Source organism: Streptomyces sp. NPDC088707, assembly GCF_044752725.1.
In the GTDB taxonomy this organism is placed as follows: domain Bacteria; phylum Actinomycetota; class Actinomycetes; order Streptomycetales; family Streptomycetaceae; genus Streptomyces.
Genome location: NZ_JBIVLV010000005.1, coordinates 53654 through 71181, shown reverse-complemented (window position 1 = coordinate 71181; position 17528 = coordinate 53654). Strand labels below are relative to the sequence as shown.

Below are 17528 nucleotides of genomic sequence, written 5' to 3'. Positions count from 1 at the left end.
CGGGTACGGGTGGGAGGACCGCCCCGGTGCGGGGCGGCCCTGGAGGGGTGGGGAGGTCAGCCGCGGAAGGTGTCGTTCACGACGACCTGGCCGGAGGCGGGGACGGTCGCGGTGCGGTTGGCGCCGGACTCCCAGGTGACGTTCCCGGCGGCGTCCTTGCGGAGGTACTTGTACTCGAAGGCCGTTCCGGCGGGCAGGCCGACGGTGAGCTTCCAGACGGGGTACGTGGCCGGGTCGAGCTTGAGGGCGGCGGCCGGGGACCAGTTGCCGAGTTCGGCGCGGTTGCCGGTGACGTAGACGTCCTGGCCGGGCACGGTGGTGGCGGTGACGTGGAAGGCCGCGCCCGAGGTGGCGGGCGGGGTCGTCGGGGCCGTGCCGGAGCCGCAGTTCGTCGCGTTCACGTGCAGGGCCAGGGCGGTGTTGGCGCCGAGGGTGGCCGTGAACTGGCCGGATCCGTTCACCGTCACGGGCGTGTTCGACTGGACGTCGCAGTAGGTGCCGGCGGGCAGCGAGGTCTGGAAGGTGCGGGTGAGCGCCGAGGTCTCGTGGTTGATGGCCACGTACGCCTTGGTGCCGCGGCCGAACGCGATCGCGTTGTTGCCGTTGTCCCACCAGCCGGTGACGGCCTGGCCGCGTGCGGTGTTGCGGAAGGCGACCATGGAGGAGATCTCGCGCCAGGCGTGCTGGCACTTCCAGCCGTCGGTGTGACAGGCGTTGACCTGGCCGCCGTTGGGCGGTCCCGCGTCCTTGTCGGTCCACTCGTAGCCGGAGTGGACGTCCGGGGAGCCGTAGGGCCAGGCGAGCGCGAAGACGGAGGCGAGGGTGTAGTTCGCGCCGTCCTTGTAGGAGAGGGTGTCGCCGCCGCGCTCGGTGTCGTGGTTGTCGACGAAGACGCCGGACTGGCCGGAGGGCATGTAGCCCCAGGCCTCGCCGAAGTTCTTGAGGTAGGCGAGCTTCTCGTTCTGCAGGACGCGCTTGAGGTCGCGGGCGTAGCGGAACTCCTGGACGTCTCCGCTGCCGAGGTACTCGCTCGGTGAGACGGCCTCGCCGGCGCCGTGGATGGCCTCCAGCTTCCAGTACACGCCGGGCTTGGTGAGCCGCGACTTGATGTCGGCGAGGTCGGCGGCCGGCATGTGCTTGGCGGCGTCGATGCGGAAGCCGTCGACGCCGAGGGAGAGCAGGTCGTTGAGGTAGCCGGCTATCTTCCCGCGGACGTGGTCCTCGCCGGTGTCGAGGTCGGGGAGCTGGACCAGTTCGCAGTTCTGGACGTTGCCCCGGTCCTGGTAGTTGGAGATCGTCGCGCGGCAGTCGTCCATGTCGGCGCCGGAGTAGAGGCCCGGGTAGTCGTACTTGGAGAACGGGGTCCCGCCCGTTCCCGTACCGGAGCCGTTCGCCATGTGGTTGATGACGGAGTCGGCGACGACCTTGACGCCGGCCGCGTGGCAGGTGTCGATCATGTTCTTGAAGGCGGTGCGGTCGCCGAGCCGTCCGGCGATCTTGTAACTGACGGGCTGGTACGAGGTCCACCACTGGCCGCCCTGGAGGTGTTCCTGGGGCGGGGAGACCTGGACGTATCCGTATCCGGCGGGGCCGAGGCGGGCGGTGCACTCCCGGGCCACCGAGGCGAAGTTCCACTCGAACATCACCGCGGTGACGTCCTTCTCGCCGGGCGGGGCGGCTTGCGCCGGGGCGTTTCCCGTGACGGCCACAGCGGCAGCTCCCGCCACGAAGGCGAGTGCAGCGGCCACGGTTCTGCTGGCCATGATTCCTCCTGCTGACTTCACTGTCGCAAGAAGTTGCCGAAAGCTTCAGCAACTGTTTTCAGCCGTGACCGTACGAGTGCCCCGACGCCCGGTCAACCCTCCGGACAGCGCAACGCAAGTTGTTACGTAAGGACTTGCGGCAGCGCGGCGCGCGCGGGCGGCTGCGCCGTCGAGCCGCGGACCACCAGCTCCGGCTGGAAGACGAACTCCGTGCGCTGCACGGGGTTGCCCTCGATCTCCTCCAGGAGCGCGCCGACGGCCGCCGTCGCCATGGCCTGGACGGGCTGGCGCACGGTGGACAGCGGGGGGCTGGTGAAGGCGATCAGCGGCGAGTCGTCGAAGCCGACGACGGAGACGTCCCCGGGCACGTCAAGGCCCCGGGCGCGGACGGCTCGGATCACGCCGAGCGCCATCAGGTCGGAACCGCAGACGATGCCGGTGCAGCCCTCGCGGAGCAGGATGTCGGCGGCCGCGTGCCCGCCCTCGACACCGAAGAGCGTGGGTCTGATGAACCGCTCCGCGTCGGCGCGTTCGACGCCGAGGAGCTCGTACAGCTCGGCGGTGAAGCCCTCGGCCTTGCGGCGCGAGGGCACGTAACGAGTGGGGCCGATGGCCAGGCCGATGCGCTCGTGCCCCAGCTCGACCAGGTGCCGCACGGCCATCCGCGCCGCGGCCCGGTCGTCCGGGGAGACGAAGTTGGCGTCGATGTGCTCGTTGTAGCCGTTGATGAGGACGTACGGCACGCCCCGGGCGGTCAGCCGGGCGTAGCGGGCCGGGTCGGCGGAGGCGTCGGCGTGCAGCCCGGAGAGGAAGACGATGCCGGCCACCCCGCGCTCCACGAGCTGCTCGACGAGCTCGTCCTCGGTGGCGCCGCCGGGCATCTGGGTGCAGAGCACCGGGGTGTAGCCGTGCCCGGCCAGGACCTGCTCGACGACCTGCGCGAAGGCCGGGAAGATCGGGTTGGTCAGCTCGGGCACGACGAGCCCGACAAGGCCGGCGCTGCGCCGTTTCAGCCGTACGGGACGCTCGTAGCCGAGCACGTCGAGCGCCGCGAGCACCTTGTGCCGGGTCGCGCCGGCCACCCCCGCCTTGCCGTTGAGGACGCGGCTGACGGTGGCCTCGCTGACCCCGGACTGGGCCGCGATGTCCGCGAGCCGCGGGGCGCCGTTCCCGGCGCCCCGCGGCAGGGGGATCGTCACACCGCCCACCAGGCGGTCGTGTCGGCGGGCAGGACCGCGGTGTCCTGGCCGTCGGCGGCGACGATCTCGATCTCCTCGTTGGAGAGAAGGAACCGGCCGGGCAGCGGGACGGAGATGGCCCGGCCGGTGGTGTTGGCGATGCAGGCGAAGCCGTCGCGGCGGAAGGAGAGCACACCCTCGGGTGCCTCCAGCCACTCGACGGCCTCGCCCGCACCGAGTCCGGGCTGCGCCCGCCGCACGGCGAGGGCGCTGCGGTACAGCTCCAGGGTGGAGCCGGGGTCGCCGGTCTGCGCCTCGACGCTCAGGCCGCCCCAGGTGGTGGGCTGCGGCAGCCAGGAGCCGCCGGCGCCGAAGCCGTACGAGCCGCCCTCGACGGTCCACGGGATCGGGACCCGGCAGCCGTCGCGGAAGCCGTCCTGGCCGGACGCCCGCCAGAACGACGGGTCCTGGCGGACCTCGTCGGGCAGGTCGGTGACGTCGGGCAGGCCGAGCTCCTCGCCCTGGTAGACGTACGCCGAGCCGGGCAGCGCCAGCATCAGCAGGGTGGCGGCGCGGGCCCGGCGCAGGCCGAGTTCGCGGTCGCCGGGCTCGCGGAGCTGGGTGCCGAGGCCCGCCGGGTTGGCGAAGCGGGTGGCGTGCCGGGTGACGTCGTGGTTGGAGAGCACCCAGGTGGTGGGCGCGCCCACCGGGCGCATCGCCTCCAGCGACTCGTCGATGACGCGGCGCAGCTCGGCCGCGTCCCAGTGGGTGCCGAGGTACTGGAAGTTGAAGGCCTGGTGCATCTCGTCGGGGCGCACGTAGTTCGCGGTGCGCGCGACGGTCGGGGTCCAGGCCTCGGCGACGAGGACGCGCTCGCCGTCGTACTCCGAGAGCACCTTCCGCCAGGAGCGGTAGATCTCGTGGACGCCGTCCTGGTCGAAGAAGGGCATCACGTCGTTGCCGAGCAGCTTCAGCTGGTCGTGGGCGCCGAGGTCGGGCAGGCCCTCGGCCTTGACGAGGCCGTGGGCGACGTCGACGCGGAAGCCGTCGACGCCCATGTCGAGCCAGAAGCGCAGGATCGACCGGAACTCGTCGCGGACGGCGGGGTGCTCCCAGTTGAAGTCGGGCTGCTCCGGGGCGAAGAGGTGGAGGTACCAGTCGCCGGGGGTGCCGTCCGGGTTCTCCGTGCGGGTCCAGGCCGGGCCGCCGAAGATGGACTCCCAGTCGTTGGGGGGCAGTTCGCCGCTCTCGCCCTTGCCAGGGCGGAAGTGGTAGCGCTCGCGCAGGACCGATCCGGGGCCCTCGCGCAGCGCGCGCTGGAACCACTCGTGCTGGTCGGATGAGTGGTTGGGGACCAGGTCGACGATGATGCGCAGGCCCAGGGCGTGGGCGTCGCGGATCACGGCGTCGGCGTCGAGGAGCGAGCCGAACATGGGGTCGATGGCCCGGTAGTCGGCGACGTCGTAGCCGGCGTCGGCCTGCGGCGAGGCGTAGAACGGGGAGAGCCAGACGGCGTCGACGCCGAGTTCCTTGAGGTACGGCAGCCGGCTGCGGATTCCCTCCAGGTCGCCCATGCCGTCGCCGTTGCCGTCGGCGAAGCTGCGCGGGTAGACCTGGTAGATCACCGCGTCTCTCCACCAGCCCGTGTGCGTGCCGGTGGTCGGGGCGTCGGCCGGGGTGGCGAGATGCTGGGTCATGTCTTCCCTGGGAGGTAAGGAGGTGCGTACAGAGGTGCGTACAGAGGGCGGGCTCAGGGCCGTCAGCCCTTGACGGCACCGGCGGACATGCCGGTGACGAGGTGGCGCTGGGCGAAGAGGAACACCAGGGCCGCGGGGATGGCGATGAGCACGGAGGCCGCGGCCATCGGGCCCCACTGGGCGCCGTACTGGTTGACGAACTTCTGGAGTCCGCCGGCGAGCGTGAGGTTCTCGTCGCCGACCATGAAGGCGGAGGCGTAGGCGACCTCGCCCCAGGCGGTGATGAACGAGTAGAACGCGGTGACCGCGATGCCCGGCTTGGCGAGCGGCAGGATCAGCCGCCAGAAGGTGCCGAAGGGCGTGAGGCCGTCGACGTAGCCGGACTCGTCGATCTCGCGCGGGATGGTGTCGAAGAAGCCCTTCATCATCCACGCGCAGAACGGGACGGCGATGGTCAGGTACGTGATGACCAGGCCGACCGGCTGGTTGAGCAGGCCCATCGACGCCATGATGTTGTAGATCGGCACGATCAGGACGGCGACCGGGAACATCTGGGTGATGAGCAGCGTCCACATCAGGCCGCGCTTGCCGGGGAAGCGGAAGCGGCTGACGGCGTAGCCCGTGGTGGCGGAGATGAAGACGCCGATGACGGTGGTGAGACCGGCGACGAGCAGCGAGTTGCCGAACCAGGTGAGGAACGGGGTGTCGTTCAGCAGGTTCGTGTAGTTCTCGAGCGTCGTCTCCTTGAAGAAGTCCGTGGTGATCGCGTACTTGGCCGGCTTGAGCGAGGTCAGCAGGACCCACAGCACGGGGAAGACGGCGATCACGGACGCCGTGATCAGGGTGACGTGCAGCGCGACCGAGGCGAGCGGAGAACGGCGGCCGCGGAGCGGCGTGTTCACGACGGCCTGGGGGGTGGGGGTCGTGGTCGTCACCAGACTTCTCCCTGCTTGCGGAGGACTCGCCGGTAGACCGCGGCGAAGAGCATCAGGAGGACGAGGATGAGCACGCCCCAGGTGGAGGACTGGGCGAAGTCGCGCGGGCTGACCTCGAAGGAGAACTTGTACGCCTGGGTGACGAGGATCTGGGTGGCCTCGCCGGGTCCGCCCCGGGTGAGCAGGAAGATCACCGGGAACATGTTGAAGGTCCAGATGGTGGAGAGCAGGACCACCGTCGTCGACACCGAGCTCAGGCCGGGCATGGTGATGTGCCGGAAGCGCTGCCAGGCGTTGGCGCCGTCCATCTCCGCGGCCTCGTACAGCTCGCCGGGGATGGACTGGAGCCCGCCGAGGAGGGCGACCATCATGAACGGCACGCCGAGCCAGACGTTGACGAGGATGACCGAGAACTTGGCCCAGGTGGGGTCGTTCAGCCACGGCACGGCGTCGATGCCGCCGCCGGCGAGGATCTTGTTGAGGAGACCGTTGTCCTGGTTGTAGAGGAAGCGCCAGGCGAAGACGGAGACGAAGCCGGGGACGGCCCAGGGCAGGATCAGCAGCAGCCGGTAGAAGGAGCGGCCGGCGATCCTGCGGTTGAGGACGTTGGCGAGGGTGAGGCCGAGCGCGAAGGTGACCGAGACGCAGGACACCGTCCACAGCAGCGTCCAGCCCAGGGTGGAGAGGAACTGGCCGCCGGTGAGCGCGTCGGCGTAGTTGTCCAGGCCGACGAACTCGTAGGTGGCCGGGATCTCGTTGACGCCGATCGACCGCGCGACGTTCCGCTCATTGGCGTCGGTCAGCGACAGGTAGACGCCGCGGACCAGCGGATAGCCGATGATCACCGCGATCACGATCGTCACCGGGGCGATCATCGCCCAGGCGTACCAGTGGGTGGCGAGGGAGCGCTTCCTGACGCTCCTGCGCTTGCCAGTTCCGCGGCTCCGGCCGCGGGCGACAGAGTCGCCCGCGGCCTTCGCCACCGACTGGCTGGGGGTGTCCACAGCCATCAGCCGGCCTGCCTTCCTGTTACTTCCAGTCCTTCAGGAGCTTGCGGTAGGCGTCGCCCGTCGCCTTCGCTCCCGCGTCCGGGGTGGTCTGGCCGGTGAGGACCTTGGTGTACTCGGTGACGAGCGGCGCGAAGAGGCTGCCGGTCTCCGGGATCCAGGGGCGCTCGACGGCCTTGTCGACGACCGGCTTGAAGAAGCCGATCATCTCGTTGGTCGCGACGTCCGGCTTGATGAAGACGGACTCACGGGTCGGAAGCAGGCTGAGCTCCTTGGCGACCGTCGCCTGGGTCTCGACCGAGGTCATGTACTCGGCGAAGGCGTAGGACGCGTCGAGGTTCTTGGAGCCCGCGTAGACGGCGAGGTTGTGACCGCCCTGCGGGGCGCCCTGGCCGGCCGAGCCGGCGGGGACCGGGGCGATGCCCAGGTTCGCCTTGTCGGTGAACTCCTTGCCGGCGTAGGTGTCGGCGACGGCCCACGGGCCGTTGATCATCATGGCGACCTTGCCTTCCTTGAAGGCGGTCTGCATGTTGTTCCAGCCGTCGGTGGCGTCGGTCTTGGCGGCACCGGAGTCCACCAGGTCCTTGACGACCTTGAAGCCCTTCACACCGGCCGCGTTGTCGACGGTGATCTTCTTGTTCTCGGCGTCGACGAGGTCGCCGCCCTCGCCGTAGAGGAAGGAGAGGAACCAGTAGGCGTCGTCGCCGCGCAGGTAGAGGCCGGGGTTGCCCGTCTTCTTCTTGATCTTGGCGGAGACGGTCTTGAGCTCGTCGATGGTCTTGGGGACCTCGACGCCGGCCTCCTTGAAGATCTTCTTGTTGTAGAAGATGCCCATGGAGTCGATGACCTGCGGGACGGCGTAGGTCTTGCCGTTGTACTTGGTGGAGGCCGCGGCCTGCTCCAGGAAGTCGTCCGCGTCCTTGAGGGCCGGGGTGCCGTCGAGCGGGGCCAGGTAGCCGAGGTCGGCGAACTCGGGGGTCCAGGCGACCTCGGAGCGGATGACGTCGGGGGCACCGGAGCCGGACTGCGCGGCGTTCTTGAACTTGTTCTGCGCCTCACCGAACGGCACGTTCACGTACTTGACGGTGACCTTCGGGTGCTTCTTCTTGAAGTCCTCGGCGACCTTCTTGAAGACCTTGTCCTCGGAGCCGACCGTGGAGGTGTCCCACCAGGTCACGGTGCCGGAGAGCTCGCCCGAGCTCTTCGAGCCGCCGTCCGAACCGCTGTCACTCCCGCACGCCGCCAGGGTCACGCCCAGGGCCGCGACCAGCGCGGTGGCCGCTATGCCACGCCGCATGTGAACTCCTTCAACTGATCCCGGGGGGACGAGGGGCTGGAACCTTCCTCATGCGACCGCTCCCTCGCGGCGCTCCGGGTTGCCAGGAACGTAACAGGGATGAAAACGAGCCGAAAGAGCTTGCGGGAACTTTCTGCAAGGACCGGGGATCGTTACATCCACGTGTCCCGAAGGTTGCCGTTGAATCGCTTGACAGCAGCTGACACACGCCCCTCACGCGCCGTACGGCCCCGCGCGCACGCCCTGAACGCACCACGCACGCCCCGCAAATCCTGCAAGACCTTGCGGAGTGGCTTGCATCACCCGCACCTCACCCGTGCGGTGGGCAATACGCCCCGTGACCGGTACAGTCCATCCTCATGACCGCGCGGCTCTCCGACATCGCAGCCCAGGCGGGGGTCAGTGAGGCCACAGTCAGCCGCGTGCTCAACGGCAAGCCCGGTGTGGCCGGGGCCACCCGTGAATCCGTCCTTGCCGCGCTCGACGTGCTCGGCTACGAGCGGCCCGTACGACTGCGCCAGCGCAGCGCGGGCCTCGTCGGCCTCATCACCCCCGAGCTGGACAACCCGATCTTCCCCGCGCTCGCGCAGGTCATCGGGCAGGCCCTGACCCGGCAGGGATACACCCCGGTGCTCGCCACCCAGACCCCCGGCGGGTCCACCGAGGACGAGCTCACCGACATGCTGGTCGAGCGGGGCGTCGCCGGCATCATCTTCGTCTCCGGGCTCCACGCCGACACCACCGCCGACATGACGCGCTACGACCAACTGCGCGGCAAGGGCGTCCCGTACGTCCTCCTCAACGGCTTCTCCCCCAAGGTGCAGGCGCCCTTCGTCTCCCCCGACGACCGGGCCGCGATGCGGCTCGCGGTGACGCACCTGGCCGCGCTCGGTCACACCAGGATCGGGCTCGCCGTCGGACCGAAGCGGTTCGTGCCGGTGCTCCGCAAGATAGAGGGCTTCCAGCAGGGCATGCAGGAGCGGCTCGGCCTCGGCTCCGAGGAGTCCGAGGCGCTGATCCAGCACTCCCTCTACACCCTGGAGGGCGGCCAGGCCGCGGCCGGGGCGCTGATCTCCCGCGGCTGCACCGCGGTCGTGTGCGCGAGCGACATGATGGCGCTCGGCGCGATCCGGGCCGCACGGCAGCAGGGGCTCGACGTCCCCAGGGACGTCTCCGTCGTCGGTTTCGACGACTCTCCCCTCATAGCGTTCACCGATCCGCCGCTGACCACCATTCGGCAGCCCGTGCAGGCGATGGGACAGGCCGCGGTCCGCGCGCTGCTCGAGGAGGTCGGGGGCACTCCCGCCCCGCACTCCGAGTTCGTCTTCATGCCCGAGCTGGTCGTCCGCGGGTCGACGGCCTCGGCCCCGCCCGCCGTACGCGGCTGACGGCCGCGCGCCGAACCCGCTCCCGCCCCACCGCCCGACCCGGCCCTGCCCTGCCCTGTCCTGACTTGCCCTGCCCCTGACCTTGTCCCTGACCTGTCCCTGTACCTGTTTCCGACCCTTGAGGCACCCTCCGTACGACCTCATTCCCGAGGTGGACCGGGTGCGCCCCGAACCCGTCGGAGGGATGATCGGTCGGGGGGAAGGGATCTGGCAGACTCTCTCCCTATGGGTGAAACGACCGTGAAGAGTTTGGACAACCGGACGACCCCGTCGTCACCCACCGTGGCCGACGGCAGGTTCGCGCGCCTCCGTGCGCGCGCGCCGCGGCGCCCCACGATCTGGTTCGAGATCGCGCTGATCGCGGTGAGCTACTGGACGTACTCGCTCATCCGCAACGCGGTGCCGGAGCAGAAGGCCCAGGCCTTCAAGAACGCCGACTGGATCTGGGAGACCGAGCAGTCCCTCGGCCTCGCCTTCGAGCACGCCGTCAACCATGCCGTGAACTCGGTGACATGGCTGATCGTGTCGATGAACTACTACTACGCGACGCTGCACTTCATCGTCACCATCGGTGTGCTCGTGTGGCTGTACCGATGGCACCCGGGCCGTTACGGGGCGTTCCGCACCGTGCTGTTCGCCACCACCGGTGTGGCACTGGTCGGTTACTACCTGTATCCGCTCGCGCCCCCGCGGCTCATGACCGGCCAGAACTTCATCGACACGGTCCTCGTCCACGAGACCTGGGGCTCGATGGCCTCGGGCAACCTCAAGCACGTGTCCAACCAGTACGCGGCGATGCCGTCGATGCACATCGGCTGGTCCCTCTGGTGCGGTCTGACGATCTTCCTCCTGGCCAAGGCGCCCTGGGCGAGGATCCTGGGCCTGCTCTACCCGGCGGCGACCCTCGTCGTCATCGTCGCCACCGCCAACCACTTCTGGCTGGACGCGGTCGGCGGCATGATCTGCCTCGCCTTCGGCTTCGCCGTCTCCTACTTCTGGTACGGCTCCCGACCGCACCGCCTGCCCAAGCTGGTCGAACCGATGCCGGGCGCGGTGACGCGCGGCGGCCCGCCTCCGGAGGAGGAGGCGGACCGCGAGGACGCGAAGGCCGACGCCGTCGCGTCGACCGGGGCGGCCGGCGGGACGGACGTGGCCGAGAAGGCCGGTACGGAGCGCTCGGTCAGCTCCGGCAGGTGATCCGGCCGCCGGCGACGGTGAGGCGGATCGGGGCGTTCTCCGTCTCGTCCGCCGGCGCCTCCACCGGGTCCACCGCGAAGGCGGTGAGGTCGGCCCGGTGGCCCGGGGCGATCCGGCCCGCGATCCGTTCCTCCCCCGCCGCGACCGCCGCGTGCGTGGTCATGCCCTCCAGGGCCATCAGACCCGTGAGCCCGTGCCGGGCCGAGGCCGCGCCGCGCGGGGCCCGCGCCGTGGCGAGGACCTGCCGGGCGTCGTAGTGCGCGATGGGCCAGTCCGAGCCGAGCGCGAGGTGCGCCCCGGCGTCCCGCAGGTCACGGCAGCGCCAGGCGCGGGCCGCCCGCTCCTCGCCGAGCCGCCTGGACCATTCGTCGGTGTGGTCGGCGCGGGTGTACGCGGTGTGCGGGGGCTGCATCGAGGCGACGACACCGAGCGCGGCGAACCGCCCCAGCTGGTCGTCGGGGACCGTCTCGATGTGCTCGATGCGATGGCGGGGGCCGCCCGTGCCCAGGGCTTCCACGGTGTCGAGGACGTGCCGTACGGCGGCGTCGCCGATGGCGTGGGTGGCGGTGCCGACGCCCGCACGGTGGAGACGGCGCACGGCCGCGGAGTACGCGGCCGGATCGGGCCAGAAGGCGTCGGTGCCCCGGCCGTGGCAGTCGGCGTGTTCCAGCCAGGCGGTACCGCCCTCGACGGTGCCGTCCATGAAGAACTTCACGCCGCCGATCGCCCACATGCGCCCGGCCCGCCCCTGGAGCCGTACGAACTCGTCCAGCTCCTCCTCGCCGACGCCCGGCATGCACCAGGGCGCGAGACGGAGGCGCAGCGGCAGCTCGCCGTCCTCCTCCAGGGCGGTCAGGAGGCCGGGTACGTCGGGTCCGCCGAGGTCCATGACGTGGGCGGAGGTGAGTCCGGTGGCGGCCATGCCGGTGAGCAGGTCGACGAGCCGGTCCCGGCGCTCGGCGTACGGTTGGGCCGGCAGGACCGGGGTCATCAGGTCCATGGCCGCGTGCTCGACCAGATGCCCGGTGGGGCGTCCGTCGGTGTCGCAGACGATCTCGGAGAGCTGGGCGAAGGCGCGGGGTCCGTCGATGCCGGCGGCCTTGAGTGCGGCCGCGCCGGCCAGGGCCGAGTGTCCGTCGTAGAGGCGGAGGTAGGCGGGGGCACCGCCGAGGACGTCCTCGATCAGGTCGCGGTGGACGGGTCGGCCGCCGAAGACGTTGTGGTCGAGGCCGAAGCCGATGATCCAGCCGTCGCGGCGCTCGGCGTCCCGGAGGACGGCCCGCAGTCCTTCGAGGTCGCTGACGCCGGACAGGTCGGTGCCGGTGAACATCTCCAGACCCCAGACGGGGTGGCTGTGGGCGTCGGTGAGGCCGGGGGTGAGGGTGGCGCCGGCCAGGTCGACGACCTCGGTGCCGGGGCCGCGCCAGGCACGTGCGTCGGCGGCGTCGCCGAGGGCGGTGATCAGTCCGTCGCGGACGGCGACCGTGGTGTGGCCGCTCGGCTCGGGGGTACGGACGCGGGCGTCGACGAGGAGGAGGTCGGGGGCTGCGGACACGAGGGGTCGGCTCCTTCGGCGGGCGGGGCGGGGTTCGGGTGGGCGTTCGAGGCGCCGGGCGGGGCGGGGTTCGGGTGGGCGTTCGAGGCGCCGGGCGGGTCGGCGGGTGGTTCTTCGGCGAAGTGGGCGTAGACCTCGGGGCGCGTGCGGCGCAGCCGGTACGCGAGGAGGAGCCCGAGGACGAGGACGGCGGGGACGACGGCGACGAGGACCGCGTTGACGGTCGGGGAGGCGCCGGTGAAGAGCGCGACCTTGGAGGCGACCAGCCAGATCGCCACGGCGAGCAGGACGGCCGCGGTGCCGGGGGCGACGAGGGTGCGCAGGGCTCCCTCCTGGTGCGGGACGCGCCGGAAGTAGCGGACGACGGCGAGGGCGGCGAGCAGCATCAGCGCCATGAGCCCGAGCATTCCGGGGGTGTTCACCCAGAGCAGCAGCTGGGTGTACGGGTCGGCGCCGGCGGCCGCGAAGCCGAGGACGACAGCCGCGCCGAGCACGGTCTGGGCGAGGCCCGCGACGTACGGGGAGCGGTGGCGGGGGTGGATCCGGCCGAGGGCGGCGGGCAGGACGCCCTCCTCGGCGAGGGCGAGGGCGTAGCGGTTGATCGCGTTGTGGAAGGCGAGCAGCGAGGCGATGATGCTGGTCACGATGAACACGTGCATCAGGTCGGCGGCCCAGGGGCCGACGTAGGTGGTGATGGCGGCGAAGAAGAGTCCGCCGGTGTCGCCGGCGGCGGCCGCGACGACCTTGTCGTCGCCGAAGGCCTGGATCACGGTCCAGACGACGAAGGCGTAGAACAGGCCGAGGAACCCGACCGCGATGTAGGTGGCGCGGGGGATGGTGCGGGCCGGGTCGCGGGCCTCGCGGCGGTAGATGACGGTGGACTCGAAGCCGGTGAAGGCCGAGAAGGCGAAGGCCAGGACGGCCGCGGTGCCGGGGACGAGGACGTTGCCCGGGGCGAAGGAGGCGAGGGAGAGCCCGTTCGCGCCGCCCTTGAGGAGGACGCCGCCGGCGAGGAGGACGAGTATGCCGGTCTCGGCGACGAGCAGGAGGCCGAGGACCTTGGCGCCGAAGTCGATGGAGCGGTAGCCGCCGTACCAGATGACCAGCAGGCCGGCGAGGGCGATCGGGAGCCAGGGCAGGTCGGTGCCCCCCAGGGCGCCCGCCGTGTCGGAGGTGGCGGAGCCGAGGAGTCCGTAGACGCCGATCTCCATGCCGTTGTAGCCGACCATGGCGACCAGGGCGGCGGCGATGCCGAGCGGTTTGCCGAGCCCCTGGGCGATGTACGCGTAGAAGGCTCCGCCGCTGCGGACGTGGCGGCTCATGGTGGTGAAGCCGACGGCGAAGATCGCCAGGGTGATGCCGGCGAGGAGGTAGCCGGCCGGGGCTCCGATGCCGCCGAGGACGAGGGCGATGGGGGCGACGCCGGCCATCACGGTGAGCGGGGCGGCGGCGGAGACGACGAAGAAGGAGATGTCGGCGGTGCCGAGGGTGCCTGTGCGCAGGCCTGGCGGCTTGTCGGAGGTGCTGGAGGACATGCGGGAGAAGCCCTTCTCGTAAACCTAAAGGCTTTCGGTTGGCGCAATGTAGCCTCGTGCCCAACGATTCGGGAAGACCTGAACAGCGGGAGAACGTCCATGGGCCGGCCGCACAAGCCCCTGCTCGACCGGGTGCGCATCACCACCACGGCACTCGAACTCGTCGACGAGCAGGGCGACTTCAGCGTCCCCCAGATCGCCAGGCGACTCGGTGTGCAGACGGCCTCCGTGTACCACCATGTGGACGGCAGGGACGGCATCGTGGAGCTGCTGCGGGAGCGGATCTGCGCCGCCATCGACGGCGGAACCCTCGACGGACGGCCGTGGGACGCGGCCGTCGCCGCCTGGGCGCGCTCCTACCGGGCCGCCTTCGCCGCCCACCCGAAGGCGATCCCGCTGCTCACCACGTCGCCGGTGCGCGCCCCGCGGGTCCTGGAGCAGTACGAGAAGGCGGTCGCCCTCCTCCTCGACGCGGGCTTCGCCCTCCCGGACGTGATGCCGGTGATCATCGCCCTGGAGAACCTGGTCCTGGGCTCCGCCCTCGACATGGCGGCCCCGGAGGCGATGTGGGAGCTGGCCGACGACACGGCGACCCCGCGGCTCGCGCGGGCGCTCGCCGCCTTCCCCGAGGGCGGCCGCACCGACACCTCCTTCGAACTGGCCCTGGCCGGCTATCTGACGCACATCCGGGGCATGCCGGACGGGGCGTAGGCGCGGCGACGGCCTGCCCGCGCCGCCGCCCCAGCGGGCCTACGCCCCGTAGAACAGCTCCTCGACGACGGCGCGGGCCCGCCGGGTGATCCGCCGGTAGTCGTCGACCATCTCGCCGACATGCCCGGCCTCGTAGCCCAGGTACCGTCCCACCGCCGCGAGTTCGCGCGGGTCCGAGGGGAAGGTGTCGCCGGGCCGGCCGCGGACCAGCATCACCGCGTTGCGGACGCGGGTGGCGAGGACCCATGCCTCGTCCAGGGTCTGCGCCTCCTCCGTGGGGATGAGGCCGGCCGCGTGGGCCGCCCGGAGCGCGTCGCGGGTACGGGTCGTCCGCAGCCCCGGTTCCACCCAGCCGTGCTGCATCTGGAGCAGCTGGACCGTCCACTCGACGTCGCTCAGGCCGCCGCGCCCCAGCTTGGCGTGGAGGGTCGGGTCGGCGCCGCGCGGCAGCCGCTCGGACTCCATCCGGGCCTTGAGGCGGCGGATCTCGCGGACGGCGTCCTCGCCGAGCCCCTCGGCCGGATAGCGCAGCGGGTCGACGAGTTCGATGAACCGGTCCCCCAACTCGCGGTCGCCCGCGATGGGTTCGGCGCGCAGCAGCGCCTGGCTCTCCCAGACGAGAGACCAGCGGCGGTAGTAGGCCGCGTACGACTTCAGGGTGCGGGCCAGGGGGCCGCTCTTGCCCTCCGGCCTGAGGTCCGCGTCGATCAGCAACGGCGGGTCGGCGGTGGGGAGCTGGAGCAGCCGTCGCATCTCGGCGACCACCTTGCTCGCGGCCCTGGCCGCGTCCTGCTCGTCGACGCCCTCGCGCGGCTCGTGCACGAACAGGACGTCGGCGTCGGAGCCGTACCCCAGCTCGTGACCGCCGAAGCGGCCCATGCCGATGACGGCGAAGCGGGTGGGCAGTTCGTCGCCCCACTCGGCGCGGACGGCGGCCCGCAGGGCGCCCGCGATCGTCGCCGCGTTGAGGTCGGTGACCGCCTCCCCCACCCGGTCGACCAGCTCGCCCGGGTCGGGCTCGCGGGGGCTGTCCTCGGTGCCGTACGAGCCGATGAGGTCGGCCGCGGCGGTCCGGAACAGCTCCCTGCGGCGCACCCCGCGGGCCGCCGCGACGGCCTGCTCGGCGTCGGACGCGCGGCCCACCGCGGCCAGGACCTCCTGCTCCAGGTGGTCCCGGCCGCGCGGCTTCAGCCCCTCCGGGTCGCCGAGCAGCGCGACCGCCTCGGGGGCGCGCAGCAGCAGGTCGGGGGCGAGGCGTCCGGCGGACAGGACGCGGGCGAGGTTCTCGGCGGCGGCGCCCTCGTCACGGAGCAGCCGCAGGTACCAGGGGGTCTTGCCGAGGGCGTCGGAGACCTTGCGGAAGCCGAGCAGCCCGGCGTCCGGGTCGGCCGAGTCCGCGAACCAGCCGAGCAGCACCGGGAGCAGCGTCCGCTGGATCGCGGCCTTGCGGCTGACCCCGGAGGCCAGGGCCTCCAGGTGGCGCAGGGCGGCGGCGGGGTCGGCGTACCCGAGCGCTTCGAGCCGCTGTCCCGCGGCCTTCGGGCTGAGCCGGATCTCGCCGGGCGCGAGCTGGGCGACGGCGTCGAGCAGCGGCCGGTAGAAGAGCTTCTCGTGCAGGCGGCGGACGACGGCCGCGTGCCGCTTCCACTCCTTGTTCAGATCGGCCACCGGGTCGGTGCGCAGTCCGAGCGACCGGCCGAGACGGCGCAGGTCCGCCTCGTCCTCGGGGACGAGGTGGGTGCGGCGCAGCCGGTACAGCTGGATGCGGTGCTCCATGGCCCGCAGGAAGCGGTAGGCCTCGTCGAGCTGGGCGGCGTCGGCCCGGCCGACGTAGCCGCCGGCGGCGAGGGCGGCGAGCGCGTCGAGGGTGGTGCCGCTGTGCAGTCCGGCGTCGCTGCGGCCGTGCACGAGCTGGAGGAGCTGGACGGCGAACTCGACGTCGCGCAGGCCGCCGGGGCCGAGCTTGAGCTCGCGGTCCACCTGGGCGGCGGGGATGTTGTCGACGACCCGGCGGCGCATCTTCTGCACGTCGGGCACGAAGTTCTCGCGCTCGGCGGCCTGCCAGACCAGCGGGGAGACGGCGTCGATGTACTGGGCGCCCAGCTCCGGGTCGCCGGCCACCGCGCGCGCCTTGAGCAGCGCCTGGAACTCCCAGGTCTTCGCCCAGCGCTGGTAGTACGCGAGGTGGGAGGAGAGCGTACGGACGAGGGGACCGTTGCGGCCCTCGGGGCGCAGATTGGCGTCGACCGGCCAGATCGTGCCCTCGACGGTGGTCTCCGAGCAGATCCGCATCAGATGCGAGGCGAGCCGGGTCGCGGCCTGCATGGCCTTGCCCTCGTCCGCGCCGTCGGCCGGCTCCGCCACGAAGATCACGTCCACGTCGGACACGTAGTTCAGCTCGTGACCACCGCACTTGCCCATCGCGATCACGGCGAGCCGGCACATGGCGGCGTCGGCGGGCGCGGCGGTGCGGGCGATGGCGAGCGCGGCGCGCAGGGTCGCCGTCGCCAGGTCCGCGAGCTCGGCGGCGGTCTCGGCGACGTCGATGGTGCCGCACACGTCACGGGCGGCTATGGCCAGCAGGCACCTGCGGTAGGCGACCCGCAGCGAGACCGCGTCGGCGGCCTCCGCGAGACCGCGCTCGAACTCGGCGACCCCCGGGTGCAGGTCGGCGGCCTCGTACGTGACGAGGGACTCCGAGTCGCGCGGGTGCCGGGCCAGGTGGTCGGCGAGCGCCTCGGAGGCGCCGAGCACCCCGAGGAGCCGGTCCCGGAACGGCTTGGCCGCGAGCAGGGTGGTCGTGAACGTCTGCCGCTCGGTCTCGGGCTGCGCCTCGACGAGGCGGACGAGACCGCGCAGGGCGAGGTCGGGGTCGGCGGTCGCGCCGAGGGCGTCGAGGAGGACGTCGTCGCCGCGCAGCGCGGACAGCTCGGGCACGTCCAGGAGCCGTTCCGCCCCCGACGGGTCGGTGAATCCGTGCCGCAGCAGACGTGAGAACGTGCTGCTCCTGCGTCCCGGCACCGTCATTCCGCCGCTCCCTCCGAGCAGGTCCGCCCCGGGGTCGACCCCAGGGCTCACCCCCGGGTCGGAACCCGGGCGGATCGAGCCTATCCGCAGCGGGGGACGGGGGCGTTCAGGCCTTCGGTTCGCAGCGGATCACACGTGATGTCCCGCACATCGATGGCTTTTCGAGTCCGATGAACCGTATTCCTTGAAAGTCCGTCTTGCTGGGGGCGGACCACTCCCGCCTGCCCGAACCCGCCGA

At 71.5% G+C, this 17528-nt stretch carries 12 protein-coding genes; 3 read left to right on the top strand and 9 right to left on the bottom strand.

Annotation, left to right across the window (positions count from 1 at the left end; genetic code table 11):
- Positions 1–56: 56 nt before the first annotated feature.
- From ACIP84_RS16810 to ACIP84_RS16785, 6 genes are all read right to left on the bottom strand, one after another.
- Positions 57–1763, bottom strand: coding sequence for a carbohydrate-binding module family 20 domain-containing protein (locus tag ACIP84_RS16810; RefSeq protein WP_401798409.1), 1707 nt, complete (start codon positions 1761–1763; stop codon positions 57–59).
- A gap of 122 nt (positions 1764–1885) precedes the next feature.
- On the bottom strand, positions 1886–2971 hold the full coding sequence (locus tag ACIP84_RS16805) for a LacI family DNA-binding transcriptional regulator (RefSeq protein ID WP_355964685.1): 1086 nt from the start codon (positions 2969–2971) through the stop codon (positions 1886–1888).
- Positions 2959–4638 (bottom strand): glycoside hydrolase family 13 protein, encoded by a 1680-nt coding sequence (locus ACIP84_RS16800; RefSeq protein ID WP_401798408.1) that lies wholly within the window; start codon positions 4636–4638, stop codon positions 2959–2961. The genes ACIP84_RS16805 and ACIP84_RS16800 overlap by 13 nt, the downstream gene beginning before the upstream one ends.
- A 62-nt stretch (positions 4639–4700) precedes the next feature.
- The gene (locus ACIP84_RS16795; RefSeq protein WP_401798807.1) at positions 4701–5576 is read right to left on the bottom strand and encodes a sugar ABC transporter permease; all 876 of its coding nucleotides are present in this window, start codon (positions 5574–5576) and stop codon (positions 4701–4703) included.
- Positions 5570–6583 carry a sugar ABC transporter permease gene (locus tag ACIP84_RS16790; protein ID WP_355964682.1) on the bottom strand — a complete coding sequence of 338 codons (1014 nt, stop codon included), beginning with the start codon at positions 6581–6583 and terminating at the stop codon, positions 5570–5572. Before ACIP84_RS16790 ends, ACIP84_RS16795 begins: the two co-directional genes overlap by 7 nt.
- A 19-nt stretch (positions 6584–6602) precedes the next feature.
- Positions 6603–7877, bottom strand: coding sequence for an extracellular solute-binding protein (locus ACIP84_RS16785; RefSeq protein WP_355964681.1), 1275 nt, complete (start codon positions 7875–7877; stop codon positions 6603–6605).
- Positions 7878–8236: 359 nt separating this feature from the next.
- Between ACIP84_RS16785 and ACIP84_RS16780 the strand changes: the two genes are divergently transcribed.
- On the top strand, positions 8237–9265 hold the full coding sequence (locus tag ACIP84_RS16780) for a LacI family DNA-binding transcriptional regulator (protein WP_355964680.1): 1029 nt from the start codon (positions 8237–8239) through the stop codon (positions 9263–9265).
- Positions 9266–9490: 225 nt separating this feature from the next.
- Complete coding sequence (locus ACIP84_RS16775; protein ID WP_401798407.1) at positions 9491–10462, top strand: phosphatase PAP2 family protein; 972 nt, start codon at positions 9491–9493, stop codon at positions 10460–10462.
- On the opposite strand, the gene ACIP84_RS16770 is transcribed toward ACIP84_RS16775, so the two are convergent.
- The gene (locus ACIP84_RS16770; RefSeq protein ID WP_355964678.1) at positions 10446–12017 is read right to left on the bottom strand and encodes an amidohydrolase; all 1572 of its coding nucleotides are present in this window, start codon (positions 12015–12017) and stop codon (positions 10446–10448) included. The genes ACIP84_RS16775 and ACIP84_RS16770 overlap by 17 nt on opposite strands.
- Positions 11924–13552, bottom strand: a complete 1629-nt coding sequence (locus tag ACIP84_RS16765; protein WP_401798406.1) for an APC family permease — start codon at positions 13550–13552, stop codon at positions 11924–11926. Before ACIP84_RS16765 ends, ACIP84_RS16770 begins: the two co-directional genes overlap by 94 nt.
- 99 nt (positions 13553–13651) lie before the next feature.
- Between ACIP84_RS16765 and ACIP84_RS16760 the strand changes: the two genes are divergently transcribed.
- Positions 13652–14263 carry a TetR/AcrR family transcriptional regulator C-terminal domain-containing protein gene (locus ACIP84_RS16760; protein WP_355964676.1) on the top strand — a complete coding sequence of 204 codons (612 nt, stop codon included), beginning with the start codon at positions 13652–13654 and terminating at the stop codon, positions 14261–14263.
- 39 nt (positions 14264–14302) lie between these two features.
- Here the strand turns inward: ACIP84_RS16760 and ACIP84_RS16755 are convergent, their stop codons facing one another.
- Positions 14303–17290 (bottom strand): bifunctional [glutamine synthetase] adenylyltransferase/[glutamine synthetase]-adenylyl-L-tyrosine phosphorylase, encoded by a 2988-nt coding sequence (locus tag ACIP84_RS16755; RefSeq protein ID WP_401798405.1) that lies wholly within the window; start codon positions 17288–17290, stop codon positions 14303–14305.
- Positions 17291–17528 lie beyond the last annotated feature (238 nt).

Bases quoted from the DNA above. Each gene is read 5' to 3' on its own strand.
- ACIP84_RS16760 (WP_355964676.1), top strand. From the start codon at position 13,652: ATGGGCCGGCCGCACAAGCCCCTGCTCGACCGGGTGCGCATCACCACC.
- ACIP84_RS16775 (WP_401798407.1), top strand. From the start codon at position 9,491: ATGGGTGAAACGACCGTGAAGAGTTTGGACAACCGGACGACCCCGTCG.
- ACIP84_RS16755 (WP_401798405.1), bottom strand. From the start codon at position 17,290: ATGACGGTGCCGGGACGCAGGAGCAGCACGTTCTCACGTCTGCTGCGG.
- ACIP84_RS16810 (WP_401798409.1), bottom strand. From the start codon at position 1,763: ATGGCCAGCAGAACCGTGGCCGCTGCACTCGCCTTCGTGGCGGGAGCT.
- ACIP84_RS16800 (WP_401798408.1), bottom strand. From the start codon at position 4,638: ATGACCCAGCATCTCGCCACCCCGGCCGACGCCCCGACCACCGGCACG.
- ACIP84_RS16765 (WP_401798406.1), bottom strand. From the start codon at position 13,552: ATGTCCTCCAGCACCTCCGACAAGCCGCCAGGCCTGCGCACAGGCACC.
- ACIP84_RS16785 (WP_355964681.1), bottom strand. From the start codon at position 7,877: ATGCGGCGTGGCATAGCGGCCACCGCGCTGGTCGCGGCCCTGGGCGTG.
- ACIP84_RS16790 (WP_355964682.1), bottom strand. From the start codon at position 6,583: ATGGCTGTGGACACCCCCAGCCAGTCGGTGGCGAAGGCCGCGGGCGAC.
- ACIP84_RS16780 (WP_355964680.1), top strand. From the start codon at position 8,237: ATGACCGCGCGGCTCTCCGACATCGCAGCCCAGGCGGGGGTCAGTGAG.